A 23158-nucleotide genomic window follows, 5' to 3' on the forward strand; every position below is an offset into this window, starting at 1 on the left:
TTCCGCTTTCATCCCCCAGGCACCCACCCCAGGAGACCACCATGAGCCACGCTCCCGACCTGCCCGATGCCGGCAGCCACACCGATGAGGAATACAGCCTGCCGTGCGCAGAGGCGCTGCTGGCCGGCACGCTCGCTCTGATGACGGGCTACGTGCAGGCCTGCTGCGACAGCCACCGCGACGCCATGGGCCGCAAGATATCGGCCAACCTGCAGATGCTGGCCGATGCCGACGGCTTCACCGCACACTTCCGCACGGTGGTCTGGAGCCTGCAAGGCCGCTGGGAAGAGCAGTGCAAGGCCCGCCAGGACACCGCTGCCACGGCCGCCATGGTGGCCGCCGAGCAGCGCCGCGTGCTGTGGCACACCGCGCCGGAGGCCATGCAATGATCGCCGCCGTGACGACCTCCCAAGGTGCGCCAGTGGCAGCGGCAGCGCCGATCGCTGCGCCGGACATCCGCGCGCAATTCGCCGCTGCACGTGCCACGGGCAAGCGCGCCAAGGATGCGGCCGAGAGCATCGGGCTCTCGGAAGGCGCCGCTGTCGCTGCCCACGCAGGCGAGCACGACCACCCGCTCAAGGTGGTGCCGCTGCAGGGCTCGTGGCTGCACCTTCTGCAGGCGCTCGAAGCCTGCGGCCCCCTGATGGCGCTGACGCGCAACGAAGGCACGGTGCACGAGAAGACCGGCGTGTACACGCACGTCTCGGCCACCGGGCCGGTGGGCATTGCGCTGGGCGAAGACATCGACCTGCGCCTGTTCTTTGCGCAGTGGCATGCGGGCTTTGCGGTGACCGAGCTGTCCAACGACCCGGCCAAGCCGCCGTCGCGCAGCCTGCAGTTCTACAACGCGCAGGGCCGCGCGGTGCACAAGATCTTCACGCGCGATGCCACCGACCTGGCCGCGTTCGACGCGGTGGTGAGCCGCTTTGCACAGCCGAGCGCCGGCTACGTGTTCGGCAAGGCACCCGCGCCGGAGGCGGTGCGGCCCGATGCCGATGTCGACGCCGACGGCCTGCGCGAGGCCTGGGGTGCCATGAAAGACACGCACGAATTCTTCGGCATCACCAAGAAATTCGGCGTGGAGCGCCAGCAAAGCTTTCGCCTGGTCGAGGGCCAGTTCGCCTGGCGTGCCACACCCCAGGCCGTGCCGCGCCTGCTGGACGAGGCCGCGGTGGACGGCCTGCCCATCATGGTGTTCGTGGGCAGCGGCGGCTGCATCCAGATCCACACCGGGCCGGTGCGCAACATCAAGCCGCTCGATACGCCGCACGCGCAGTGGATCAACGTGCTGGACGCGGGCTTCAACCTGCACCTGCGCACCGACATGGTGGCCGGCGTGTGGGTGGTTGAAAAACCCACGGCCGATGGCGTGGTCACCTCTGTCGAGGCGTTCGACCACGCGGGCGAGCTGATGGCCATGTTCTTCGGCGCGCGCAAGCCCGGCAAGCCCGAGCTGCAGGGCTGGCGCGATCTGGTGGCGCGGCTGCCGCAGGCGCGGCAGGACGAGGTGGCCCATGCTGCGTGATGGCCTGACCGACACCGCGCGCAGGCAGCTGCTGCGCGGCATGGGCGCGCTGCCACTGCTGTCCGCCCTGGGTGCCGAGCGCGCACTGGCGGCCAGCCCCGCGCGCATCGTCTCGCTGGGCGGCGCGCTGACCGAGGTGGTCTACCTGCTGGGCGCGCAGGGCCAGCTGGTGGGCACCGACACCACCAGCCTGTTCCCCGAGGCCGCGCTCAAAACTGCCAAGGTCGGCTACATGCGCCAGCTCTCGGCCGAGGGGCTGCTGTCCCTCAGGCCCGACGCCGTGGTGGGCACCACCGAGGCCGGCCCGCCGGTGGTTCTGGACCAGGTGCGCAGCGCCGGGGTGCGGGTGGAGCTGGTCAAGGCCGACCACACCTGGGACGAAGTGCAGCGCAAGGTCGCCACCGTGGGCCGCGTGGCCGGCCGCGAGCGCGAGGCGCAGGCCTTGCAGGCCGACCTGGATGCGCAGTGGGCAGCGGTGCAACAGCTGGTGGCCGCGTCGTCGCGGCGCCCGCGCGCGATCTTCATCCTGTCGCACGGCGGCAGCCCCATGGTGGCGGGCACCGGCACGGCGGCCGATGCGCTGATGCGCTTTGCGGGCGCGACCAATGCCATCACCCAGTTCGCAGGCTACCGGCCGCTCACGGCCGAAGCCATGGCCAGCGCGGCGCCGGAGGTGCTGCTCAACAGCACGCAGGGTATCGAGGCGCTGGGTGGCGAGACAGCCTTCTGGCAGCGGCCTGAACTTGCACTCACGCCCGCGTTCCGCCGCAAGGCGCTGGTCGCCATGGAGGCCAGCCACCTGCTGGGCTTTGGCCCGCGCCTGCCCGGGGCCGTGCGCGAGCTGCACACCCGCACGCAGGCGATCACGGCGTGACAGATATGTCGTTGGCGCAGCCCGGCGCGCGCTGGAACGTGGGGCGCCTGTCGCCCCGCACCGCGTTGGCCATCGGCGCGGCGCTGGTGGTGCTGACTTTTGTCTGGGCCAGCACGCAAGGCGCATACGCCATTGCGCCAGCCCAGCTGTGGCAGGTGCTGCTGCAGGCCCTGGGCGCGGCGCCGTCGGCCGAGCAGGCGCCTGAATATCTGGTGTTCATCAACATCCGGCTGCCCCGGTTGTTGATGGGCGTGGCGGCTGGTGCAGGCCTGGGGCTGGCGGGTGCGCTGATGCAGGGATTGTTCCGCAACCCGCTGGCCGACCCGGGCCTGATCGGGGTCAGCAGCGGGGCCGCGCTGGCCGCTGCGCTCACCATCGTGCTGGGCAGCCACTGGCTGCCCGACCTGCCGCGCACGCTGGGCAGCTGGACGCTGGTGGGCATGGCCTTTGGCGGCGGCCTGCTGGTCACGGCGCTCATCTATGGCCTGGCGCAAGCCGATGGCGGCACGCGCATGGGGCTGATGCTGCTGGCCGGCGTGGCGGTCAACGCGCTGGCGCTGGCGGGGCTGGGCTACCTCAACTTCATCTCCACCGACGAGCAACTGCGCAACATCCAGATGTGGCTGCTGGGCAGCCTGGGCGGGGCGCGCTGGAGCGCCGTGGCCTTGGTCGGCACCATCGTGGGCGTGGCCTGCGGGCTGGGCCTGGCGCTCGCGCGCCCGCTCAACGCGATTGCCCTGGGCGAGGCCCAGGCCGCGCTGCTGGGCGTGCCGGTGGAACGCACCAAGCGCCTGGCGGTGCTGGTCACCGCGCTGGCGGTGGGCGCGGTGACAGCCGCCACGGGCATCATCGGTTTCATCGGCCTGGTGGCGCCGCACTGGGTGCGCCTGGTGGCCGGGCCCGACCATCGCGTGGTGCTGCCGGGCTCGGCCCTGCTGGGTGCGGCGCTGGTGCTGGCGGCCGACGTGGTGGCGCGCACCATCGTCAAGCCGGCGGAGCTGCCGCTGGGCGTGCTCACGGCCTTTATCGGCGTGCCCTTGTTCCTGGCCATGCTGCGGCAATTCAGGAGCAAGGTATGAGTGGGCTCGGCGCTCTCCGCGGCGACCAACTCGTCTGCGATCAATTGGGCGTGGGACTGCCTGGCCGGCCCTTGCTGGCCACCGTACATGCACGCCTGGCACCCGGCCGATTCACCGCCATCCTCGGGCCCAACGGCGCAGGCAAGTCGACGCTGCTGTCCATGCTGTCGGGCCAGCGCGCGCCGCGCGCGGGCTCGGTCAGCCTGGGGGGCAGGGCGCTCTCTGCGTTGGGCGCATTGGAACTGGCGCGCCTGCGTGCCGTGCTGCCGCAAGAGATGGCGGTGGCCTTCGACTTCACGGTGCAGGAGGTCGTGGAGATGGGGCGCTTTCCGCACCGCCAGTCGCCCAGCCGGAGCGAGGCGCGCATCGCCCGCGATGCGATGGAGGCCACCGGCGTGGCCCACCTGGCGCAGCGCGGCGTCAACACCCTGTCGGGTGGCGAGCGCGCCCGCGCCCACCTGGCCCGTGCCCTGGCGCAGATCTGGGAGCCCCGGCCCGACGGCGCCACGCGCTGGCTGCTGCTCGATGAACCCACCGCCGCGCTCGACCTGGCGCACCAGCACCAGGCCATGGCCCTGGTGCGCCGCTGGGCAGCGGAGCAGGGCATCGGCGTGGTCGCGGTGCTGCACGACCTGAACCTGGCGCTGCGGTACGCGCACGACGTGGTGCTGATGGGCGCGGGGCGCTGTGATGTGGGGCCCGTGGAGCAGACGCTGGACGCCGCGGCGATTGCACGCGTGTGGGGCGTGGAGTGTTCCGAAGTGCGCGCCAGCGACGGCGTGGCGCAGTTTCTGGTGGCAGCGGGATGATGCTCAGATGACGGTTCGGTCATCCCTCCAAGCCTTGCCCTTGGCCGCGTGGGGACATGGGCGTGGGCGGATGCTGCACCGCGCCATCTTGTCACTAGAATGCGCGCACACCATGCGCCGCCTGCTCCTCGTCTTCCTGCTGCTGTTCATGCCGCTCCAGTCCGTCTGGGCGGCTGCATCGCCGTACTGCAAGCACGAGACGGCGCCGCAGGCATCGCACTTCGGCCACCATGCGCACGATCACCACGGTGATGCGCCGGCCGCGCAAGCGCAGCCGTCCGCCGCCAGCGAGACCCCTGACCACAAGGCACTGGCCACCGCCGCCACGGCCGACATGGACTGCCATGCCTGCCACGGCGCAGGCAGCGGCATGGCGCTGAGCAGCAATGGCCAGGCCATCGTGGTCGCGGTCGCTGCGCCTGCCGCCCTGGTGGCACCGGCCTGGGTCCATCCCCCGCTCACCCGCCCCGAACGCCCCAAGTGGTCCGTCCTCGCCTGAGCGGCGAGGCGGGTTGCGGGCAACCCCTGTCCTGACGATGTGACGCGGCCCTTGCAGGCTGCTGCAGTGCCTGCGCGCGAGCGCATGCGCCGGCCATCGTGCCTCGCCGATTTCAACCCCGTGGCCCTGGGCCACTGCAGAGGAATCGGATGCAAAGAACGACAAACAAGAACCACCTGCCACGGCCGCTGCTGGCCGCCGTGGCGCTGGGGTGCGCACTGGCCGTGGGCGGTGCGCAAGCCCAATTAACGGCTGAACCGGCAGCAGTAGCACCACTTACCCTGAAATCACTGTTCGAGCGCGCCTGGGAACGCCAGCCCGAGGCGCAGTCCGCGGCGCTGCGGCGCGAGTCGGCGCAGGCCGCGCGCAGCGGCGCATCGTCCCTCTTGGCCGAGCCCGCGGCGCTGGAGCTGTCCCGCAAGAGCGACCGCCCCGGCAGCAACCAGGGCAGCAGGGAGTACGAAGTAGGCGTGGCCCTGCCGCTGTGGCTGCCCGGGGAGCGCGCGCGCAAGGCCGCGCTGGGCGACGCCGAGATGAAGGCCGTGGAAAGCCGCCGCCTGGCCGCGCAGCTGCAACTGGCCGCCACCGTGCGCGAGGCCTGGTGGACCCTGCAGCGCGCGCAGGCAGAACTGGGCCTGGCCCAGGACCGGCTGCAGAACGCGCAGCGCCTGAGGGCCGACGTGGCGCTGCGCTTTCAGGCCGGCGACATGTCGCGGGCCGACCAGGCGCAGGCCGATAGTGCCGTGGCCCAGGCCGAGGCCGCGGTGGCCGAGGCCACGGGCGCACGCGATGTCGCACAGGCAGCCCTGGCGGCATGGGGCGGCAGCGTGGTGCTGGCCGACGGCGCCGAGCCCGAGGCCGAAGCGCTGCCAGCAGCCGGCCTGCCTGCCGACCACCCGTCGGTGGCGGACTGGAACGACCAGGCCGCGGTGGCGCGCCGCGCCGCCGACCTGGCCGCTGTGCAGACCCGTGCCAACCCGGAGCTGACCGTGGCCGCCACGCGCGGGCGCGAGCAGGCCGGCGAGCGCTACCTCCAAAGCTTCACGGTCGGCGTGCGCATACCCCTGGGCGGCGGCGACCGGGCGCGCGCCAAGGAGACAGCGGCCCGAGCCGACGCGCTCGATGCCGAAGTGCGCGCCCGCGCCGAGCAGGACCGCCTCGCCGCCGACCTGGCCGCGGCCACGGCCCGCGTGAAGGCCAGCCAGGCCCAGCGCGAGGCCATGGCCCGCCATGCGGCGCTGGCCCGCGACACGCGCGGCTTCATCGACAAGGCCTTTCGCCTGGGCGAGGCCGACTGGCCCACACGCCTGCGCGTGGAGCTCGAAGCCGTGCAGGCCGAGCGCCAGTGGGCACGCGCCCGCATCGATGCCGCGGCCGCCGTCTCCACCCTTCGCCAGGCCCTGGGCCTGTTGCCGCAGTGAGCGCAAAGCCTCTCTTCACCCCCCCCATTTTTGTGATCACCATGCCACTCCTTTCTCTCTTTTCGACACTGGGCCTGGCCCTGGTGCTGGGCCTCGTGCCGCCGGCAGCCTGGGCCGATGCGGGCCATGACCATGGAGACGCCCCTGCCACTGCAGCTGGCCCTGCGATGCCGCGCTTTGCCGCCACCTCCGACCTGTTCGAACTGGTCGGTGTGCTCGATGGGCAAAAGCTGGCGCTCTACCTCGACCATGCCGGCGACAACAGCCCGGTGAAGGAGGCGCAGCTCGAGCTCGACATTGCCGGCACGCGCGTGCCCGTCACCCGCGTGGCCGACGGCGAGTTCCAGGCCGCGCTGGCCGCTCCGCTGGCCGAGGGCGCAAGCCCCGTCACCGCCACCGTGGTGGCCGGCACCGACACCGACCTGCTGGCCGGCGAGATCGACGTGCACGCCGCGGCGCATGCCCACGCCGAGCCCACAGGCCGGCGCAACGCGCTGGTCGCCGGTGCCGTGGTCGCCGTGCTGGCAGCCCTGGCCCTGGCGTGGGGCCTGTGGCGTGGCCGCGCCGCGCGCGCGCAGCGCCTCGGAGGTGCAGCATGAAGCGGCTGACCTCTCTCCATTCCGTGACGGCCCTGTTGATGGCCGCTGCGCTGTGCGCCCCGCTGATGGCGCTCGGCGGCGAAGGCCATGACCATGGCGACGCGCCCGCAGCCGCAGACGGCAACGGCCCCAAGCGCCAGCCCGATGGCAGCGTCTTCCTGCCCAAGCCTGCGCAGCGCCAACTCGGCGTGCGCACCCTGGTGGCCGCCGAGGGCCGGCACCCCAAGGCCTTCGAGCTGGCCGGCACGGTGGTCATGGACCCCAACGCCGGCGGCAAGGTGCAGGCTGCGCTGGCAGGCCGGCTGGAGGCAGGCCCCAAGGGCCTGCCCGGTGTGGGCCAGGCGGTGCGCAAGGGCGAGGTGCTGGCCTATGTGGTGCCCACGGCGGGCGCCATCGAGCGCTCCAACCAGCTGGCCCAGCAGGCCGAGCTGCGTGCGGCGCGCGACCTGGCGGCACGACGCGTGGCGCGTTTGAAGGACCTGTCGGACACCGTGCCTCGCAAGGACATCGAGGCGGCCGAGAGCGAGCTGCAAAGCGTCACCCAGCGACTGGGCGCGGTGGGGGCGGGCCTTTCGACCCGCGATGCGCTGGTGGCGCCCGTCTCGGGTGTCATCGCCTCGGCCAACGCCGTGGCAGGGCAGGTGGTGGATGCGCGCGAGCTGGTGTTCGAGGTGGTGGACCCCACGCGCCTGCGCGTCGAAGCCCTGGCTTACGACACCGCCCAGGCCCAGAGCGTGGCCGGTGCCGCGATGGCCGTGGGTGGCCAGCGTGTGCCGCTGCGCTTTCTGGGCGCCGCGCGCAGCCTGCGCGACCAGGCGCTGCCGCTGCAGTTCGCGGGCGACTCGGCGGTGCTGGGCACCTTGGCCCTGGGCCAGCCGGTGCGCGTGTTCGTGCAATCCACCGAGCAGGCCGCGGGCGTGCAGGTGCCGGTGGCTTCGCTGCTGCGCAACCCCGCGAACCAGACCATCGTCTGGGTCAAGGAGTCGCCCGAGCGTTTCGTACCCCGGGTGGTCACCTTCGTGCCGCTGGACGGTGCCTCGGTGGCCGTGACCTCGGGCCTGAAGGCCGGTGACCGCGTGGCCACGCAGGGCGCCACGCTGATCAACCAGGTCCGCTGAAGGGAACCACGCAATGTTCAAGTGGCTACTCGAAAGCAGCCTGGCCAACCGGCTGCTGGTGCTCATCGCGGCGGGCGTGCTCATGGCCTACGGGGCCTTCACGCTGTCGCGCACCCCGGTGGACGTATTCCCCGACCTCAACAAGCCCACCGTCACGCTGATGACGGAGGCCGGCGGCATGGCCGCCGAAGAGGTGGAGCAGCTCATCACCTTCCCGCTGGAGACGACCATGAACGGCCTGCCCGGCGTGGAGAGCGTGCGCTCCACCTCCAGCGCGGGCCTGTCCTTCATCTACGTCACCTTCGACTGGAGCACGGACATCTTCCGCGCCCGGCAGATGGTGTCCGAACGCCTGTCGTCCATGGAGGAAGGGCTGCCCGCGGGCGTGACGCCGCGCATGGGGCCCATCAGCTCCATCATGGGCGAGATCATGCAGGTGGCGATCCCCATCGACGTGCAGCGCACCACGCCCATGGCCGTTCGCGAGTACGCCGACTGGGTGCTGCGCCCGCGCCTCTTGGCGATTGCCGGCGTCGCGCAGGTGATCCCCATCGGCGGCGAGGTGCGCCAGTTCCAGGTGCAGCCCAACACGGCGCGCATGGCCGAGCTGGGCATCACGCACGACCAGCTCACGGGGGCGCTCAAGGGCTTCTCCAGCAACACCTCGGGCGGTTTCCTGGAGCTCAATGGGCGCGAGTACCTGATCCGCCACCTGGGCCGCACGTCGCGCCTGGAGGATCTGCAGAACCTGGCGCTCGCCGCGAAGAACGGCCAGCCCGTGCTGCTGCGCCAGGTGGCCGAGGTGACGTTTGCTGCGGCCCTCAAGCGCGGCGACGCGGGCTTCGAGGGCAAGCCGGCCGTGATCCTGGGCATCCAGAAGCAGCCCACGGCCGACACTATCGCGCTCACGCGCAGCATCGAGTCGGCGCTGGGTGATCTGAAGAAGTCGCTGCCCGAAGGCATGGAAGCGCCGCGCGTCACCTTCCGCCAGGCCAGCTTCATCGAGGCCTCGGTCACCACCTTGCAGGGCAAGCTCATCGGCGCCTCGGTGTTCGTGGCGGTGATCCTGTTCGTGTTCCTGGGCACGCTCAGGCCCACGGTGATCGCGCTCACCGCCATTCCGGTGTCCATCTTCATCACGGCGCTGGTGTTCAAGTATTTCGGCCTGTCGATCAACACCATGACGCTGGGCGGCCTGGCCATTGCCATCGGAGGGCTGGTGGACGATGCGGTGGTGGACGTGGAGAACGTGCTGCGCCGCCTGAAGATGGACCGGGCCAAGCACCCCCACCACCGGCTGCACCCCATCGAGGTGGTCAAGCTCGCGTCGATGGAGGTGCGCTCGGGCATCCTCTACGCCACGGCCATCATCGTGCTGGTGTTCCTGCCGCTGTTCGCGCTGCCGGGCATCGAGGGGCGGCTGTTCGTGCCGCTGGGCATCGCGTTCATCGTCTCCACCGTGGCTTCGCTGCTGGTGTCGGTCACGGTCACGCCGGTGCTGGCCTTTTACCTGCTGCCGCGCATGAAGAACCTCGACCACGGCGACACCCGCGTGGTGGCCTGGCTCAAGGCGCGCTACCGCGGCGGGCTCACTCGGGTGCTGGCGCACCCGCGCGTCGCCATGGCGGTGAGTGCGGTGGCGGTGGTGCTGTCGGTGGCGGCGGTGCCGTTTTTTCCGACCACCTTCTTGCCGCCGTTCAACGAGGGCACGCTGCTCATCGGCATGCGCCTGAACCCTGGCGTGACGCTGGCCGAATCGGCCGCGCTGGCCAGCCAGGCCGAGGTGCTGGTGCGCCAGGTGCCCGAGGTCACGCACGTGGGCCGTCGCAGCGGCCGGGCCGAGCTGGACGAACATGCCGAGGGCGTGCACGTGAGCGAGCTCGACGTGGGCCTGCTGCCCGCGGCCGAGCTCAAGCGCAGCATGGCCGAGGTGCAGGCCGACATCCGCAGCCGGCTGGCGCAGATGCCGGCGGCGATTGCCATCGGCCAGCCGATCTCGCACCGCATCGACCACATGCTCTCGGGTGTGCGCTCGCAGATCGCGATCAAGCTCTTTGGTGAAGACCTGGACACCCTGCGCGGCCAGGCCGATGCGCTGCGTGCGCGCCTGGCCACCATCGACGGCCTGGCCGACCTGGAGGTGGAAAAGCAGGTGCTGGCGCCGCAGATCACCGTGCGCGTGGACTATGCCGCGGCCGCCCAGTACGGGGTGCCGGCCGCGCAGGTGCTGGCCACGTTGCAGGGCCTGGTGGAGGGCGAAAAGGTGACGCAGATCGTGGAGGGCAGCCGGCGCTTTGCGCTGGTGGTGCGCCTGCCCGAGAGCGCGCGCTCGCTGGACGGCCTGGCGCAGATCATGATCGAGACCCCACGCGGACGCGTGCCGCTGTCGCGCCTGGCCAGCATCGAGGACGGCGACGGCCCCAACCAGATCAGCCGCGACGATGGCAAGCGGCGCATCGTGCTCTCGGCCAACGCGCAGGGCCGGGCGCTGTCCGACGTGGTGGCCGACATCCGCAAGGTGGTGGGCGAGACGCGTTTGCCGGACGGCTACTTCATCACCCTGGGCGGCCAGTTCCAGGCGCAGGAAGAGGCCAGCCGCCTGGTGGGCATGCTGGCCGTGGTCTCGCTGGTGCTGATGTTCGTGGTGCTGTACACGCGCTACCGCTCGGCCACGCTGTCGGCGCTGATCATGGCCAACATCCCGCTGGCGCTGGTGGGGGCGGTGCTGGGGCTGTGGATCTCGGGCCAGCCGCTGTCGGTGGCGGCGCTGATCGGCTTCATCACGCTGGCGGGCATCTCGGTGCGCAACGGCATCCTGAAGGTGAGCCACTACCTGAACCTGATGCGCGTGGAGGGCGAGAACTTCGACACCGCGATGATCGTGCGCGGCTCGCTGGAGCGCCTGTCCCCTGTGCTCATGACGGCCCTGGTCACCGCCTTTGCGCTGGCCCCGCTGCTGCTGGAGGCCGAACGCCCCGGCACCGAGATATTGCACCCGGTGGCGGTGGTGATCTTCTCGGGCCTGATCAGCTCGACCCTGCTCGACACCTTCCTGACCCCGGCCCTGTTCTGGCTGTTCGGCCGCCGCGATGCCGAGCGCTTGCTGGACGACAAGAACGCCGAGGCTTTTTGATTTTTTGCCGCTGCCTCAACCACCCTTTGACCACCCTTGAAAGGACTTTCATGAACACCAAATACTTCATCGCCACGCTCGCACTGGCCGTGAGCGGCGCTGCGTTTGCCGCCGGCAACCATGCCCATGGCGACGACCACAAGCCCCAGCACGGCGGCATCGTGGCCGGTACCCACGATATGGACTACGAACTGGTTGCCAAGCCGGACGCCATCACGCTGTACCTGCGCGACCACGGCAAGGCGGCCAGCTCCGAGGGGGTGACCGCCAAGCTCACGCTGCTCAACGGCACGGAGAAATCCGAAGCCGTGCTCGCACCGGCGGGCGAGGGCAAGCTCGAAGCCAAGGGCACCTTCAAGGTGGCCGCGGGCACCAAGGTGGTGGCGCTGGTGACCTTGCCGGGCAAGAAGCCGGCGAACGTGCGGTTTGCGGTGAAGTAACCGCCTCGCTTACTTCCACTGCCGTCCGTTGCCCGCCGAACACCCATACGGCGGCGTCGCCCGGGCGAAGCGTTCCTGCAGCTTGGCGCAGCCCCACCGGTTGATGGGACCGGGCGCGCGGGAGTTCAGCTCGATCCCTACTTCGTCGTAGGGCGAGCTGGCGCTGCTCACGTAGTCGTACCAGCGTTTGCCGATGAACAGGGTCACCACCACGGCGAATGCCAAGGTCATCAGAACAGCGCGAAGGACGGTGGATTTTTTCAAAAGGGTGCTCCAGGCGTAGCGGCACAGCGCCGCCTTGTCCGCGTGCTTTCAGGCGGGCAAGGTGTGTGGTGTGCGGTTGCTCATTAATTGATAGCTGCTAGCGATTGCTGGACAAGCGGTAGAGCCCTATTTTCACTCTAACGACGGCTGCGCGGCAATTGGGCACACACGCACGGCGTGTCGGCCCGTCAGTACACCAGCCGCTCCGGCCGGATCTCCTGCAGGATCGTCGTCGCGATCTCCTCGATCGACTTGGTCGTGGTCGACAGCCACCGGATGCCCGACCTCCGCATCATCGCCTCGGCCTCGGCCACCTCGTGGCGGCAGTTCACCAGGTCGGCGTACTTGGAGCCGGGGCGGCGTTCGTTGCGGATCTCGGACAGGCGCTCGGGCTGGATGGTCAGCCCGAAGATCTTGGCGCGGTGCGGCACCAGCGCGGGCGGCAACTGGCGGCGCTCGAAATCTTCGGGGATCAGCGGGTAGTTGGCGGCTTTCAGGCCGCACTGCATGGCCAGGTACAGGCTGGTGGGTGTCTTTCCACTGCGGCTCACTCCGACCAGGATCACGTCGGCACCGGCCAGGTCGCGGTTGCTCTGGCCGTCGTCGTGGGCCAGGCTGAAGTTGATGGCCTCGATGCGGTCGGTGTATTCCTTGCTGCGGCTCACGTCACTGAAGCGGCCCACGCGGTGGTGCGACTTGATGCCCAGCTCTTCCTCCAGCGGGTGCACGAAGGTGCCGAACATGTCGAGCAGCATGCCCTTGCAGCCTTCCTGAATGACCTTGAGGACCTCCATGTTCACGAGCGTGGTGAACACGATGGGCTTCTTGCCCTCCATCTCGGCCGTGTGGTTGATCTGGCGGACCGTCTGGTGGGCCTTGTCCACGCTGTCGATGAAGGGCAGGCGCACGTGGCGCGGCTTCATCTCGAACTGGGCCAAAATGGCATTGCCAAAAGTCTCGGCCGTGATGCCGGTGCCGTCAGAGACGAAAAATACGGTGCGCGTGTGCATGGAGCAGGGGGCCTTTCAGTGCGTCAGCCTGCCGCCAGTGCCGCAGGCCTACAATTGTGACAATTATCCAAATTCTCACCATGCACTTCGTCGGCCCACAACCACAACGACAAAGCCACCCGCCGTGCATGGCAGCTCGCCCATCGCTCCCAGGTACAGCAAGGGGCGGGCGCGCAGACCCGGTTTCAACTTCTGGAGCTTTCCCATGTCTGCACTTTTCAGCCCGACCGCCCTGGTCGTACCGTTTGAAAACCTGAGAATGACCGATGTCGAGTCGGTGGGCGGTAAAAACGCCTCCCTCGGCGAGATGATCTCCCAATTGCCCCAGGGTGTGCGGGTGCCCACGGGCTTTGCCACCACGGCGCACGCGTTTCGCCAGTTCCTGGCCCACGACGGCCTGGCCGACAAGATCAGCGCCAAGCTCAAGAGCCTAGACACCGAAGATGTGCGCGCCCTGGCCGCAGTGGGCGCCGAGATCCGCGCCATGGTCGAGGCCCAGCCCTTCCCGGCCGACCTGCAGGCCGCCATTGCCGAAGCATTTGCCACGCTGAGCGCCGGCAACCCGGCCGCATCGTTCGCCGTGCGCTCGTCCGCCACGGCCGAAGACCTGCCCGACGCATCGTTCGCGGGCCAGCAGGAGACCTTCCTGAACGTGGTGGGCATCGACGACGTCCTGCACAAGATGAAGGAAGTGTTCGCGTCGCTGTACAACGACCGCGCCATCTCCTACCGCGTGCACAAGGGCTTCGAGCACGACGTGGTGGCCCTGTCGGCCGGCGTGCAGCGCATGGTGCGCTCCGACCTGGGCGCCGCTGGCGTGATGTTCACCATCGACACCGAATCGGGCTTCGAAGACGTGGTGTTCATCACCAGCAGCTACGGCCTGGGCGAGACCGTGGTGCAAGGCGCCGTGAACCCCGACGAGTTCTACGTGCACAAGCCCATGCTCAAGGCCGGCAAGCAGGCCGTGATCCGCCGCAACCTGGGTAGCAAGCTGCTGCAGATGGTGTTTGCCTCGGCCGACGAAAAGAAGGCCAGCGGCAAGCTCGTGAAGACCATCGACGTGGCCACCGAGCAGCGCAACCGCTATTCGCTGAGCGACGCCGACGTGCAGCAGCTGGCGCACTACGCGCTGGTGATCGAGCAGCACTATGGCCGCCCCATGGACATCGAATGGGGCAAGGACGGCACCGACGGCCTGCTCTACATCCTGCAGGCCCGCCCCGAGACGGTGAAAAGCCAGTCCAAGGGCCAGGCCGAGCAGCGCTTCAAGCTCAAGGGTTCCGGCACCGTGCTGGCCGAGGGCCGCGCCATCGGCCAGAAGATCGGTACCGGCCCCGTGCGCCTGGTGCACAGCATCAGCGAGATGGACAAGGTGCAGCCCGGCGACGTGCTGGTCACCGACATGACCGACCCCAACTGGGAGCCCGTGATGAAGCGCGCGAGCGCCATCGTCACCAACCGCGGCGGGCGCACCTGCCACGCGGCCATCATTGCGCGCGAGCTGGGCATTCCGGCCGTGGTGGGCTGCGGTGACGCGACCGAGCTGCTCAAAGACGGCACGCTGGTCACCGTGAGCTGCGCCGAGGGCGACACCGGCCACATCTACGACGGCCTGCTCGAGACCGAGGTCACCGAGGTGCAGCGCGGCGAGATGCCCGCCATCAAGACCAAGATCATGATGAACGTGGGCAACCCCCAGCTGGCCTTCGACTTCTGCCAGCTGCCCAACGAGGGCGTGGGCCTGGCGCGGCTCGAGTTCATCATCAACAACAACATCGGCGTGCACCCCAAGGCCATCCTGGACTACCCCCAGATCGATGCCGACCTGAAGAAGGCGGTGGAATCGGTGGCCCGCGGCCACGCCAGCCCGCGCGCCTTCTACGTCGACAAGGTCGCCGAAGGCGTGGCCACCATCGCCGCCGCGTTCTACCCCAAGCCCGTGATCGTGCGCCTGTCGGACTTCAAGTCCAACGAGTACCGCAAGCTCATCGGCGGCAGCCGCTACGAGCCCGAGGAAGAAAACCCGATGCTGGGCTTTCGCGGTGCGGCGCGCTACATCAGCGAAGACTTCGGTGAAGCCTTTGCGATGGAGTGCGAGGCTTTGAAGCGCGTGCGCAACGACATGGGCCTGACCAACGTACAGGTGATGGTGCCCTTTGTCCGCACGCTGGGCCAGGCGGAGCGCGTGACCAAGCTGCTGGCCACCCACGGCCTCTCGCGTGGCAAGGACGACCTCAAGGTCATCATGATGTGCGAGGTGCCGAGCAACGCCATCCTGGCCGAGCGCTTCCTGGAATTCTTCGACGGTTTTTCCATCGGCTCCAACGACCTGACCCAGCTCACGCTGGGACTGGACCGCGATTCGGGCCTGGAGCTGCTGGCGCAGGACTTCGACGAGCGTGACCCCGCTGTGCTGGCGCTGGTGGAAAAGGCCATCAAGGCCTGCCTGGCCCAGGGCAAGTACATCGGCATCTGCGGCCAGGGCCCCAGCGACCATCCTGACTTTGCGCAGTGGCTGTCCAAGGAAGGCATCTCGTCGATCTCGCTCAATCCTGACAGCGTGATCGCGACCTGGCAGCAACTGGCCGGCTGAACGCCCAGACCCCGGGGGACTGCGGTATGCGCGCACTGTCTGCACCACCTGCCGCAGTGCCTGCACTGCGGTGCCTGTGATGCAGTTCACGCAGCCGGGGCCCGCCCGGCCTGCGGACGCCGAGATGGCAGGCCCGTTCCCGCCCGACCTGCACGACGTGCGCCACCTGAAGCTCAAGGCGGGCCTGCTGCTGCTGTGGGCGCTGGTGTCCTTCGTGGCCACGTACTTCGCCCGCGACCTGCAGGCGCTCGTGGTGGGCGGCTGGCCGCTCGGTTACTGGATCGCCGCGCAGGGTGCGGTGGTGGTGTTCATCGGCATCGTCGTGGCGTACTGCTGGGCCATGAACCGCTTCGAGCGGCAGGACGCCGAGCGCCTGGCCGCAGCGCAGGGTGAGCTGGCGGCGCAAGACCCTGCACCAGCGGGTGGACTGCATGGCCCCCATGGCTGACAAGGGCGCCGGGTCCCCCGGCACCGACAGCCGCGGGCGGGCGACCTCCGGGTCGGCCTACCTGTGGCGGCTGCACCGCATCCTGGCGCTGTATGTGGTGGGTGTGCTGGCCTTTCTGGCGCTGATGACCTGGGCCGAGCACCAGGGCCTGTCGCGCCACTGGATCGGGCCGATCTTCCTATTCATCACCGTCATGGCCTACGCCGGCATCGGCGTGTACGGCCGCACGAGCGACCCCGAGGAATACTACGTGGCCGGGCGGCGCATTCCGCCCATGTACAACGGCATGGCGGCGGCGGCCGACTGGATGAGTGCCGCGTCGTTCATCAGCCTCTCGGGCGCCCTGTACCTGCAGGGCTTCTCCGGCACGCCGGGGCAGGCAGGGGGCCTGGCCTACCTGCTGGGGTGGACGGGGGGCTTTTGCCTGGTGGCGATGCTCATTGCCCCGCACCTCAGGGCCATGGGCCTGTACACCGTGCCCGACTTCTTTCACGTGCGGTTCGGCGGCCGCTGGCCGCGCGTGATCGCGGCGCTGGCGGCGGTGCTGTGCTCGTTCACCTATGTCGTGGCGCAGATCTACGGCGTGGGGCTGATCGCCTCGCGCCTGACCGGTGTGCAGTTCGAGATCGGCATCATGCTGGGCCTGGGCGGTGTGCTGCTGTGCTCTTTCCTGGGCGGCATGCGTGCCATCACCTGGACGCAGGTGGCGCAGTACGTGGTGCTGCTGCTGGCCTTTTTGATACCCGTGTCCTGGCTGGCCTACAAGCAGCTGGGCAGCCCGCTCGCGCCGCTGGTCTACGGCACGCAGATCAGCAAGATCGCGGACCTGGAAGCCCAGTTGCTCGACTCCCCGGCCGAGCACCAGGTGGTGCAGACCTACCTGCAGCGCGCCAAGGACTACGAGGCGCGCCTGCAGGACGTCGAGGGCGCGCTGGAGCGCGAGCGCGAAAAGGGCCGCGAGCGCATCCGCACGCTGCGCACCCAGAACGCCGACGTGGGGCTCATCGTCAGCGCCAGCCGCGAGCTGGCCGCGCTCCCGCGCGATGCCGCCGCGGCCCGCGAGCGCTGGACGCGCGAGATGCGCGAGAACTACGAGCGTGCCCGGCCCCTGGGCGGGCTGCCGCTGCACAGCCAGGCCTATGTGGGCGACCCGGACGGCACCCCCGATGAGCAGCGCGACTATGAGCTCACGCGGCGCAACTTCCTCGCGCTGATGTTCTGCCTGATGGTGGGCACGGCCGGGCTGCCGCACCTGCTCACGCGCTACTACACCTCGCCCACGGTGGGCGGCGCGCGGGCGTCGGTGGCGTGGTCGCTGTTCTTCATTGCGCTGCTGTACTTGAGCGCGCCCGCGCTGGCGGTGCTGGTGAAGTTCGAGGTCATGCAGAACCTGGTGGGCAGCAGCTTCGAGGCGCTGCCCAACTGGATGGCCCAGTGGGCGCGGGTGGACAGCTCGCTGCTCTCCATCGAGGACGTCAACGGCGACGGCATCGTGCAGTTCGGCGAGATTCGCCTGGGGGCCGACCTGATCATGCTGGCCACGCCCGAACTGGGCGGGCTGCCGTACGTGGTGTCGGGCCTGGTGGCGGCGGGCGGGCTGGCCGCTGCGCTGTCCACCGCCGACGGGCTGCTGCTCACCATCAGCAATGCGCTGGTGCGCGACCTGTACTTCCCGGATGCGCAGCGCAAGGCCTCGCCCGAGCAGCGCGTGATCCTGACCAAGTTCACCCTGCTGGCGGTGGCCCTGTCGGCGGCCTTCGTGGCGGCGCTCAAGCCGTCCGAGATATTGCCCATGGTGTCGGCATCGTTCTCGCTGGCCGCTTCGGCCTTCGTGCCCACCATGGTGCTGGGCATCTTCTGGCGCGGCACCACGCGCCAGGGCGCGGTGGCCGGCATGCTGGCCGGGCTGGGCGTGGCGGTGTACTACATGCTGTCGCACGTGCCGGCCATGCGCGCAGCCCTGCCGCCCTGGCTGCTGGCCGACGGGCTGTGGTTCGGCATCCAGCCGATTTCCGCGGGCGTGTTCGGCGTGCCCGCCGGCGCGGCGGTGGCGGTGGTGGTGAGCTGGATCACCCGCCCCGGGCCCGAGCTGCCCCGCATACGCTCCGAGATGTAGTCCTGCATCAGGGCGCCCGGAGCGCACGACATGCCGTGGGTTATGTGAAAACCCCGATATTCAACTGTGTCAAAACGTGAGAGTCTGGAACCCAGCATGTCGGGCCGGAGGGCGGCCGCGTGCTCCATTCAAGGAGATTCATGGTTCTCGTCAAGACCCAGGCAGGGCAGGAAGCACTCAAGGACCGGCGCGGCAGCCTCAGTTCACGCCAGCGTTCGGCCTTCATACTTTTTGACGGCAAGCGCACCACGGGTGAGATCCTGGCCGCCACCGCTGCCATGGGCATCACCCAGGACGACGTGCAGGCCATGATCGCCCAGGGCCTGCTGGAGCCGCTGGCGGGCAAGTCCGCCGCGGTCGCCGCCGTGGCCGCAGGCCTGCCGGTCGCGCCCGCGCCCGCGCCGCTGGCGGACGCCATGGACCTGGGCACCGTGGCCGCCGCCGGGGAAGGCTCGGGCCGCAGCCCCATGGAGCGCTACCAGGCGGCCTACCCGATTGCCACGGAAATCACCGCCGGCCTGGGCCTGCGTGGCTTTCGGCTGAACCTGGCGGTCGAAAGCGCCGGCAGCTTCGACGACCTCGCGGCGCTGGCGCCGAAGATCCGCGAAGCCGTGGGCGATGCCAAGTTCGAGCGGCTGGACAAGGCACTGTTTGATTGAAAGCCCCCCTGAGCCGCTCTGCGGCGTCCCCGGAGGGGGACGCACCCGGTGGCCTGGCGGAGCCAGATCCACGGGTGCACTGGCGTAGGGGGCGCGCCGGGTTTGGACGGCGGGATCGATAAAAACAAAAGCGGCCCGCAGGCCGCTTTTGTTTTTGCCACAAGGGACAGGAGGGGGCTGGATCAGCGGCCGACCTTGAGCAGTTCGACGTCGAACTTGAGCGTGGCGTTCGGGGGAATCACGCCGCCGGCGCCGCGGGCGCCGTAGCCCAGGGATGCGGGGATGATCAGGGTGCGCTGGCCGCCGATCTTCATGCCCTGCACGCCTTCGTCCCAGCCCTTGATGACCATGCCGGCGCCCAGCGAGAACTCGAAGGGGTCGTTGCGGTCACGGCTGGAGTCGAACTTGGCGCCTTGCTCGCCGTTGTTGTACAGCCAGCCGGTGTAGTGCACCGACACGTTCTGGCCCTTGGTGGCCTCGGCGCCTTCGCCCACGGTGGTGTCTTCGTACTGCAGGCCGGATGCGGTGGTGGTCAATGCCATGGTGATTCCTTGAGTGCTATTAAAAATATAGCTCCTAGCGCTTGGTGGATGGGCGCTAGAAGCTATTCAGACTGTCATTTTAACGGCTGCCCCGGGTGGGCCTGCCTGGAGGCCCTGCAGAGCGGCAGGGCTGGTGCGGGGCAGGGGGAGTTGGCAGCCCCGGGGCTCAGGGCGTCTGCTTCTTGGCGCGGCCGGCCACCCAGCGGGTGGCGAAGGCCTGCACGTCCGACAGGCGCTTGAGCAGGTCGGCGCCGGAGGGGGTGACGGTGTAGCCGTCGCTGCCGTGGTCCACGAAGCCGGCTTCGCGCAGTTCCTTGATGCGGGTGTTGAGCGTGTTGGGAGTGATGCCCCCCACGCTGTCCTGCAGCAGGCGGAAGGTTTGGGGGTGGCCGTCCTTCAGGGCCCACAGCACGCGCAGTGCGTAACGGCATTCGAGCCGCTCGAACAACTGGTTGATGGCGGCATTTTCTTTGGAGCTCATGGACGCTTCTCCTCGCGCAAGTGTTGGTTCGAAAGTTCGTTCTGGGCGGATGCGAGACCGGCCCGACGATGTGCGTTGACTATAGCTCGGAACCTAATTTGCTACAAGTTTGGTAGCTCAGAACGCACAGCACATATGCGCTAAACACCAAAAATACGGCGTTACATATCAAACTGTTGCGGAGCGGCCACGCCGCCGGAGTCCGGACCGCCGGCTCCCAGCCGGGCCAGATGGTCCACCAGCAGACGCGCCGCCGGGGTGAGCATCTGGGCGCTGCGAAAGCATATGGCGAAGCGCCGGCGGGCCCACGGGTCGGACAGCGCAATCACCCGTACCGGGGCGATGTCGGCAAAGGGCTGGGCCACTTCCTGCGGTACCACGCTGATGGCCAGGTTGGCGCGCACCACCCGCAGCGCGGCGTCGAAGTTGGACACCAGCACGCGGTGGGCGAGCATCTTTCCCTCGACCGCCGCCGCGCGCGCCAGCAGCACCTGCACGGCGCTCAGGGCGGGCATGCTGACGAATTCATGGTCCAGCACGTCGGCAAAACGCACGCTCTGGCGCTGCGCCACCGGGTGCGAGGCGTGGGCCACCACCGCCAGGTGGTCGTGGCGGTAGCCGCACACCGCAAGGCCCGACAGGTCGGCCGCATCCCAGCAGATGCCGATGGAGGCGCTGCCGTCGCGGATGCCCTGCACCACGTCCGGGCTCACGCGCTCTTCCAGGCTCACCTGGATGTCGCGGTGCGCCGGGTCTTGCAAGAACGCCGCCACATCGTCGGCCAGCGACTCGGCCATGACCGAGGCCGTGACCAGCATGCGCACGTGGCCGCGCGTGCCCGTGGCGTAGGCGGCCATGTCGCGCTCGATCTGGCCCACGCTGGCCAGCATGGTGCGCGCGTGCTCCAGCAGCGTCTCACCCGCCGGGGTGGGGATGACGCCGCGCCGCTTGCGCACCAAGAGCGGCGTGCCCACCGTGTCCTCCAGCTGCGCCAGCCGCTTGCTGATGGCCGAGCCCACGATGGCCTCCTGCTCGGCCGCGCGCGCAATGCTGCGGTGCTCGCACACGGCGGCGAAGAGGCGCAGGGTCTGAAGGTCGAGGTCGCGCATGGATGCTGAGGTATTCCGTTTGGGAATCATAGAGCTTCCACAATGTATTTTCTGATTCAAATGGGAATTCCTAGAATCCACGCTAGGTCGCAGACACAAGAAATGGAGACAACCCGTGAGCAGCCCCCTATCGACAGGCGCCTCGTTCGAACTGCCGCGGGCACCGCGCCCCGTAGCCGCCGCCCTGGTGCGCGAAGTCGGCCTGCGCGATGGCCTGCAGAGCATTGCCACCATCGTCTCCACGGCCCGCAAGATCGAGTGGGTGGACGCGGCCTACGCGGCGGGTCAGCGCGAGATTGAGGTCGGCTCCTTCGTGCCCGCCCGCCTGCTGCCGCAACTGGCCGACACCGCCGAGGTGCTGGCCCACGCCAAGACGCTGCCGGGGCTCGTCGCCTCGGTGCTGGTGCCCAACTACAAGGGGGCGGAACGCGCGCTGGAATGTGGCGCCGACCTCATGGTCGTGCCCCTGTCGGCCAGCCACGCCCACAGCCTGGCCAACCTGCGCAAGACGCCGGACGAGGTGGTGGCCGAGGTGGCGCGCATCCGCGCGCTGCGCGATGCCAGCGGCAGCCGCACGCTCATCGAAGGGGGCGTGGGCACGGCGTTTGGCTGCACGCTGCAGGGCGAGGTGGCCGAGAGCGAGGTGCTGCGCCTGATGCAGGCCCTGCTCGACGCGGGCGCCGACCGCGTGAGCCTGGCCGACACCGTGGGCTACGCCGACCCGGCCTCGGTCGCCCGGCTGTTCGGCAAGGCCCGGGCGCTGGTGGGCGACCGGCTGGCCTGCGCGCATTTTCACGACACGCGAGGCATGGGCCTGGCCAACGTCTATGCCGCGTGGCACACAGGCATTACCCGCTTCGACGCCTGCCTGGCCGGCATCGGCGGCTGCCCGCACGCGCCCGGCGCCAGCGGCAACGTCACCACCGAAGACCTGGTGTTCATGCTCGAACGCATGGGTGTGGCAACCGGCATCGACGTGGCCGCGCTGCTGGCACTGCGCGAGCGCGTGGCGGGCTGGCTGGCTGGCGAGACGCTGCACGGCACGCTCTGGCAGGCAGGAGTACCGGGCACCGGCGCGGGAGCCACCTCCCTGGCCGCCACCCACTGACCTGATCCACCGCCGCGCGTCCTTCCATCCCGTATCGTCTCCCCATGACTTCCTACACCGATTCTTCCTTTGCCCCCCCCACGCCGCCCGACACTCCGGCCCCCCGCGCCTTGCCCCTGCAGGGCCTGCGCGTGGTCGAGTTCACCCACATGGTCATGGGTCCCACCTGCGGCATGGTGCTGGCCGACCTGGGGGCCGAGGTCATCAAGGTCGAGCCGGTGGACGGCGACCGCACCCGCCACCTGCTGGGCGCGGGCGCGGGTTTCTTCCCCATGTTCAACCGCAACAAGAAGAGCATTGCCATCGACCTGCGCAGCCCCGAGGGCCTGGCGGCCGCGCGCAAGCTCGCGGCGTCGGCCGACGTGGTGGCGCAGAACTTCAAGCCCGGCGTGATGACCAAGTACGGCCTGGACTACGCGGCGCTGAGCCAGCTCAACCCGCGCCTCATCTACGTCAACCACACGGGCTTTCTGCCCGGCCCGTACGAGCACCGCACCGCGCTCGACGAGGTGGTGCAGATGATGGGCGGCCTGGCCTACATGACCGGCCGGCCCGGTGACCCGCTGCGCGCGGGCACCAGCGTGAACGACATCATGGGCGGCATGTTCGGTGCCATCGGCGCCATGGCCGCGCTGATGCAGCGCGGCATCACCGGGCGCGGGCAGGAGGTGGACTCGGCCCTGTTCGAGAACAACGTCTTCCTGGTGGGCCAGCACATGATGCAGTACGCCGTCACCGGCCAGCCTGCCGCGCCCATGCCCGACCGCATCTCGTCCTGGGCCGTGTACGACGTGTTCAGCGTGAAGGACGGCGGGCAGATCTTCCTGGCCGCCGTGAGCGACGCGCAGTGGCAGACTTTTTGCGACGCCATGGGCTATGCCGACCTGAAGGCCGACCCGCAGCTGGCCACCAACAACGACCGCGTGCGCGCGCGGCCCACGCTGATGCCGGTGCTGCGCGAGCGCCTGGCGCAGCACCCGGCCGACGCGCTGGCCGCGATCTTCGAGCGCCACGGCCTGCCGTTCGCACCCATCCGCCGGCCCGAAGAGCTGTTCGACGACCCGCACCTCCAAGCCACGGGGGGTCTCGCCGACATCACGCTTCCCGATGGCGAGTGCGCGGGCCACACCGCGCAGGTCACGCTGATGCCGCTGCGCATGGACGGCCAGCGCCTGGATGTGCGCTGCGACCCACCCCGCCTGGGCCAGCACACGGCCGAGCTGCTGCACAGCCTGGGCTACACGCCCGAGGCCGTGGCGGCGCTGCACGCCGCGGGCGCGATTGCCTGATTTATTTCTCGACGGCCCGGGGCACCCACGCGGCGCAGA

General features: G+C 69.5%; 22 protein-coding genes. 17 read left to right on the forward strand and 5 right to left on the reverse strand.

Annotated features, from left to right (window positions below):
• Positions 1-41 precede the first annotated feature (41 nt).
• The 11 genes from ACSQ3D_RS21605 to ACSQ3D_RS21655 all read left to right on the forward strand — a co-directional run bounded on the left by ACSQ3D_RS21605 (position 42) and on the right by ACSQ3D_RS21655 (position 11497).
• Entirely contained in the window at positions 42-389 is a 348-nt protein-coding gene (locus ACSQ3D_RS21605) for a hypothetical protein (RefSeq protein WP_056173802.1), read from the forward strand.
• Complete coding sequence (locus tag ACSQ3D_RS21610; protein WP_436128271.1) at positions 386-1525, forward strand: hemin-degrading factor; 1140 nt, start codon at positions 386-388, stop codon at positions 1523-1525. The genes ACSQ3D_RS21605 and ACSQ3D_RS21610 overlap by 4 nt, the downstream gene beginning before the upstream one ends.
• Positions 1515-2399 carry a heme/hemin ABC transporter substrate-binding protein gene (locus ACSQ3D_RS21615; RefSeq protein ID WP_436128272.1) on the forward strand — a complete coding sequence of 295 codons (885 nt, stop codon included), beginning with the start codon at positions 1515-1517 and terminating at the stop codon, positions 2397-2399. Before ACSQ3D_RS21610 ends, ACSQ3D_RS21615 begins: the two co-directional genes overlap by 11 nt.
• A gap of 5 nt (positions 2400-2404) precedes the next feature.
• Positions 2405-3478, forward strand: a complete 1074-nt coding sequence (locus ACSQ3D_RS21620; RefSeq protein ID WP_436128309.1) for a FecCD family ABC transporter permease — start codon at positions 2405-2407, stop codon at positions 3476-3478.
• Positions 3475-4287, forward strand: coding sequence for a heme ABC transporter ATP-binding protein (locus ACSQ3D_RS21625; protein WP_436128273.1), 813 nt, complete (start codon positions 3475-3477; stop codon positions 4285-4287). Before ACSQ3D_RS21620 ends, ACSQ3D_RS21625 begins: the two co-directional genes overlap by 4 nt.
• Positions 4288-4399: 112 nt before the next feature.
• A complete protein-coding gene (locus ACSQ3D_RS21630; protein ID WP_436128274.1) occupies positions 4400-4786 on the forward strand; it encodes a hypothetical protein in 387 nt (128 codons plus the stop codon).
• A 149-nt stretch (positions 4787-4935) separates the two neighbouring features.
• The gene (locus ACSQ3D_RS21635) at positions 4936-6207 is read left to right on the forward strand and encodes a TolC family protein (protein WP_436128275.1); all 1272 of its coding nucleotides are present in this window, start codon (positions 4936-4938) and stop codon (positions 6205-6207) included.
• A 41-nt stretch (positions 6208-6248) separates the two neighbouring features.
• Complete coding sequence (locus tag ACSQ3D_RS21640) at positions 6249-6806, forward strand: hypothetical protein (protein ID WP_436128276.1); 558 nt, start codon at positions 6249-6251, stop codon at positions 6804-6806.
• The gene (locus tag ACSQ3D_RS21645; RefSeq protein WP_436128277.1) at positions 6803-7924 is read left to right on the forward strand and encodes an efflux RND transporter periplasmic adaptor subunit; all 1122 of its coding nucleotides are present in this window, start codon (positions 6803-6805) and stop codon (positions 7922-7924) included. The genes ACSQ3D_RS21640 and ACSQ3D_RS21645 overlap by 4 nt, the downstream gene beginning before the upstream one ends.
• A gap of 13 nt (positions 7925-7937) precedes the next feature.
• Entirely contained in the window at positions 7938-11057 is a 3120-nt protein-coding gene (locus ACSQ3D_RS21650; protein ID WP_436128278.1) for an efflux RND transporter permease subunit, read from the forward strand.
• Positions 11058-11107: 50 nt separating this feature from the next.
• On the forward strand, positions 11108-11497 hold the full coding sequence (locus ACSQ3D_RS21655) for a hypothetical protein (RefSeq protein WP_436128279.1): 390 nt from the start codon (positions 11108-11110) through the stop codon (positions 11495-11497).
• Positions 11498-11506: 9 nt separating this feature from the next.
• On the opposite strand, the gene ACSQ3D_RS21660 is transcribed toward ACSQ3D_RS21655, so the two are convergent.
• Positions 11507-11728 carry a hypothetical protein gene (locus ACSQ3D_RS21660; RefSeq protein WP_156370974.1) on the reverse strand — a complete coding sequence of 74 codons (222 nt, stop codon included), beginning with the start codon at positions 11726-11728 and terminating at the stop codon, positions 11507-11509.
• Positions 11729-11949: 221 nt separating this feature from the next.
• Positions 11950-12771 (reverse strand): posphoenolpyruvate synthetase regulatory kinase/phosphorylase PpsR, encoded by an 822-nt coding sequence (gene ppsR / locus ACSQ3D_RS21665; protein WP_056411749.1) that lies wholly within the window; start codon positions 12769-12771, stop codon positions 11950-11952.
• Positions 12772-12976: 205 nt separating this feature from the next.
• On the opposite strand from ppsR, the gene ppsA reads away from it, so the two are divergent.
• The 4 genes from ppsA to ACSQ3D_RS21685 all read left to right on the forward strand — a co-directional run bounded on the left by ppsA (position 12977) and on the right by ACSQ3D_RS21685 (position 18590).
• Positions 12977-15367 (forward strand): phosphoenolpyruvate synthase, encoded by a 2391-nt coding sequence (gene ppsA / locus ACSQ3D_RS21670; RefSeq protein WP_436128280.1) that lies wholly within the window; start codon positions 12977-12979, stop codon positions 15365-15367.
• A 79-nt stretch (positions 15368-15446) separates the two neighbouring features.
• Positions 15447-15815, forward strand: coding sequence for a DUF4212 domain-containing protein (locus tag ACSQ3D_RS21675; RefSeq protein WP_056411746.1), 369 nt, complete (start codon positions 15447-15449; stop codon positions 15813-15815).
• Positions 15808-17931, forward strand: a complete 2124-nt coding sequence (locus ACSQ3D_RS21680) for a VC_2705 family sodium/solute symporter (protein ID WP_056411923.1) — start codon at positions 15808-15810, stop codon at positions 17929-17931. Before ACSQ3D_RS21675 ends, ACSQ3D_RS21680 begins: the two co-directional genes overlap by 8 nt.
• Positions 17932-18071: 140 nt before the next feature.
• Complete coding sequence (locus ACSQ3D_RS21685; RefSeq protein ID WP_056411745.1) at positions 18072-18590, forward strand: hypothetical protein; 519 nt, start codon at positions 18072-18074, stop codon at positions 18588-18590.
• A 182-nt stretch (positions 18591-18772) separates the two neighbouring features.
• Here ACSQ3D_RS21685 and ACSQ3D_RS21690 read toward each other — a convergent pair whose 3' ends face one another.
• The 3 genes from ACSQ3D_RS21690 to ACSQ3D_RS21700 all read right to left on the reverse strand — a co-directional run bounded on the left by ACSQ3D_RS21690 (position 18773) and on the right by ACSQ3D_RS21700 (position 20722).
• Positions 18773-19132: an FKBP-type peptidyl-prolyl cis-trans isomerase gene (locus ACSQ3D_RS21690; protein ID WP_056411744.1), complete on the reverse strand. Its 360-nt coding sequence runs from the start codon at positions 19130-19132 to the stop codon at positions 18773-18775.
• 166 nt (positions 19133-19298) lie between these two features.
• Positions 19299-19613, reverse strand: a complete 315-nt coding sequence (locus ACSQ3D_RS21695) for a winged helix-turn-helix transcriptional regulator (RefSeq protein ID WP_056173851.1) — start codon at positions 19611-19613, stop codon at positions 19299-19301.
• Between the two features lie 161 nt (positions 19614-19774).
• A complete protein-coding gene (locus ACSQ3D_RS21700) occupies positions 19775-20722 on the reverse strand; it encodes a LysR family transcriptional regulator (protein ID WP_436128281.1) in 948 nt (315 codons plus the stop codon).
• Positions 20723-20873: 151 nt separating this feature from the next.
• Between ACSQ3D_RS21700 and ACSQ3D_RS21705 the strand changes: the two genes are divergently transcribed.
• On the forward strand, positions 20874-21830 hold the full coding sequence (locus tag ACSQ3D_RS21705) for a hydroxymethylglutaryl-CoA lyase (protein WP_436128310.1): 957 nt from the start codon (positions 20874-20876) through the stop codon (positions 21828-21830).
• Between the two features lie 44 nt (positions 21831-21874).
• Complete coding sequence (locus ACSQ3D_RS21710) at positions 21875-23119, forward strand: CaiB/BaiF CoA transferase family protein (protein ID WP_436128282.1); 1245 nt, start codon at positions 21875-21877, stop codon at positions 23117-23119.
• Positions 23120-23158: the final 39 nt, after the last annotated feature.

Source organism: Acidovorax sp. LjRoot117 (assembly GCF_964252695.1).
Classification (GTDB): Bacteria; Pseudomonadota; Gammaproteobacteria; order Burkholderiales; family Burkholderiaceae_C; genus Acidovorax.

Bases quoted from the DNA above. Each gene is read 5' to 3' on its own strand.
- ACSQ3D_RS21645 (WP_436128277.1), top strand. From the start codon at position 6,803: ATGAAGCGGCTGACCTCTCTCCATTCCGTGACGGCCCTGTTGATGGCC.
- ACSQ3D_RS21685 (WP_056411745.1), top strand. From the start codon at position 18,072: ATGGTTCTCGTCAAGACCCAGGCAGGGCAGGAAGCACTCAAGGACCGG.
- ACSQ3D_RS21605 (WP_056173802.1), top strand. From the start codon at position 42: ATGAGCCACGCTCCCGACCTGCCCGATGCCGGCAGCCACACCGATGAG.
- ACSQ3D_RS21610 (WP_436128271.1), top strand. From the start codon at position 386: ATGATCGCCGCCGTGACGACCTCCCAAGGTGCGCCAGTGGCAGCGGCA.
- ACSQ3D_RS21710 (WP_436128282.1), top strand. From the start codon at position 21,875: ATGACTTCCTACACCGATTCTTCCTTTGCCCCCCCCACGCCGCCCGAC.
- ACSQ3D_RS21690 (WP_056411744.1), bottom strand. From the start codon at position 19,132: ATGGCATTGACCACCACCGCATCCGGCCTGCAGTACGAAGACACCACC.
- ACSQ3D_RS21620 (WP_436128309.1), top strand. From the start codon at position 2,405: ATGTCGTTGGCGCAGCCCGGCGCGCGCTGGAACGTGGGGCGCCTGTCG.
- ACSQ3D_RS21660 (WP_156370974.1), bottom strand. From the start codon at position 11,728: ATGACCTTGGCATTCGCCGTGGTGGTGACCCTGTTCATCGGCAAACGC.
- ppsA (WP_436128280.1), top strand. From the start codon at position 12,977: ATGTCTGCACTTTTCAGCCCGACCGCCCTGGTCGTACCGTTTGAAAAC.
- ACSQ3D_RS21625 (WP_436128273.1), top strand. From the start codon at position 3,475: ATGAGTGGGCTCGGCGCTCTCCGCGGCGACCAACTCGTCTGCGATCAA.
- ACSQ3D_RS21635 (WP_436128275.1), top strand. From the start codon at position 4,936: ATGCAAAGAACGACAAACAAGAACCACCTGCCACGGCCGCTGCTGGCC.
- ACSQ3D_RS21655 (WP_436128279.1), top strand. From the start codon at position 11,108: ATGAACACCAAATACTTCATCGCCACGCTCGCACTGGCCGTGAGCGGC.
- ACSQ3D_RS21675 (WP_056411746.1), top strand. From the start codon at position 15,447: ATGCAGTTCACGCAGCCGGGGCCCGCCCGGCCTGCGGACGCCGAGATG.
- ACSQ3D_RS21630 (WP_436128274.1), top strand. From the start codon at position 4,400: ATGCGCCGCCTGCTCCTCGTCTTCCTGCTGCTGTTCATGCCGCTCCAG.
- ACSQ3D_RS21700 (WP_436128281.1), bottom strand. From the start codon at position 20,722: ATGCGCGACCTCGACCTTCAGACCCTGCGCCTCTTCGCCGCCGTGTGC.
- ACSQ3D_RS21640 (WP_436128276.1), top strand. From the start codon at position 6,249: ATGCCACTCCTTTCTCTCTTTTCGACACTGGGCCTGGCCCTGGTGCTG.
- ACSQ3D_RS21695 (WP_056173851.1), bottom strand. From the start codon at position 19,613: ATGAGCTCCAAAGAAAATGCCGCCATCAACCAGTTGTTCGAGCGGCTC.
- ACSQ3D_RS21615 (WP_436128272.1), top strand. From the start codon at position 1,515: ATGCTGCGTGATGGCCTGACCGACACCGCGCGCAGGCAGCTGCTGCGC.
- ACSQ3D_RS21680 (WP_056411923.1), top strand. From the start codon at position 15,808: ATGGCTGACAAGGGCGCCGGGTCCCCCGGCACCGACAGCCGCGGGCGG.
- ppsR (WP_056411749.1), bottom strand. From the start codon at position 12,771: ATGCACACGCGCACCGTATTTTTCGTCTCTGACGGCACCGGCATCACG.
- ACSQ3D_RS21650 (WP_436128278.1), top strand. From the start codon at position 7,938: ATGTTCAAGTGGCTACTCGAAAGCAGCCTGGCCAACCGGCTGCTGGTG.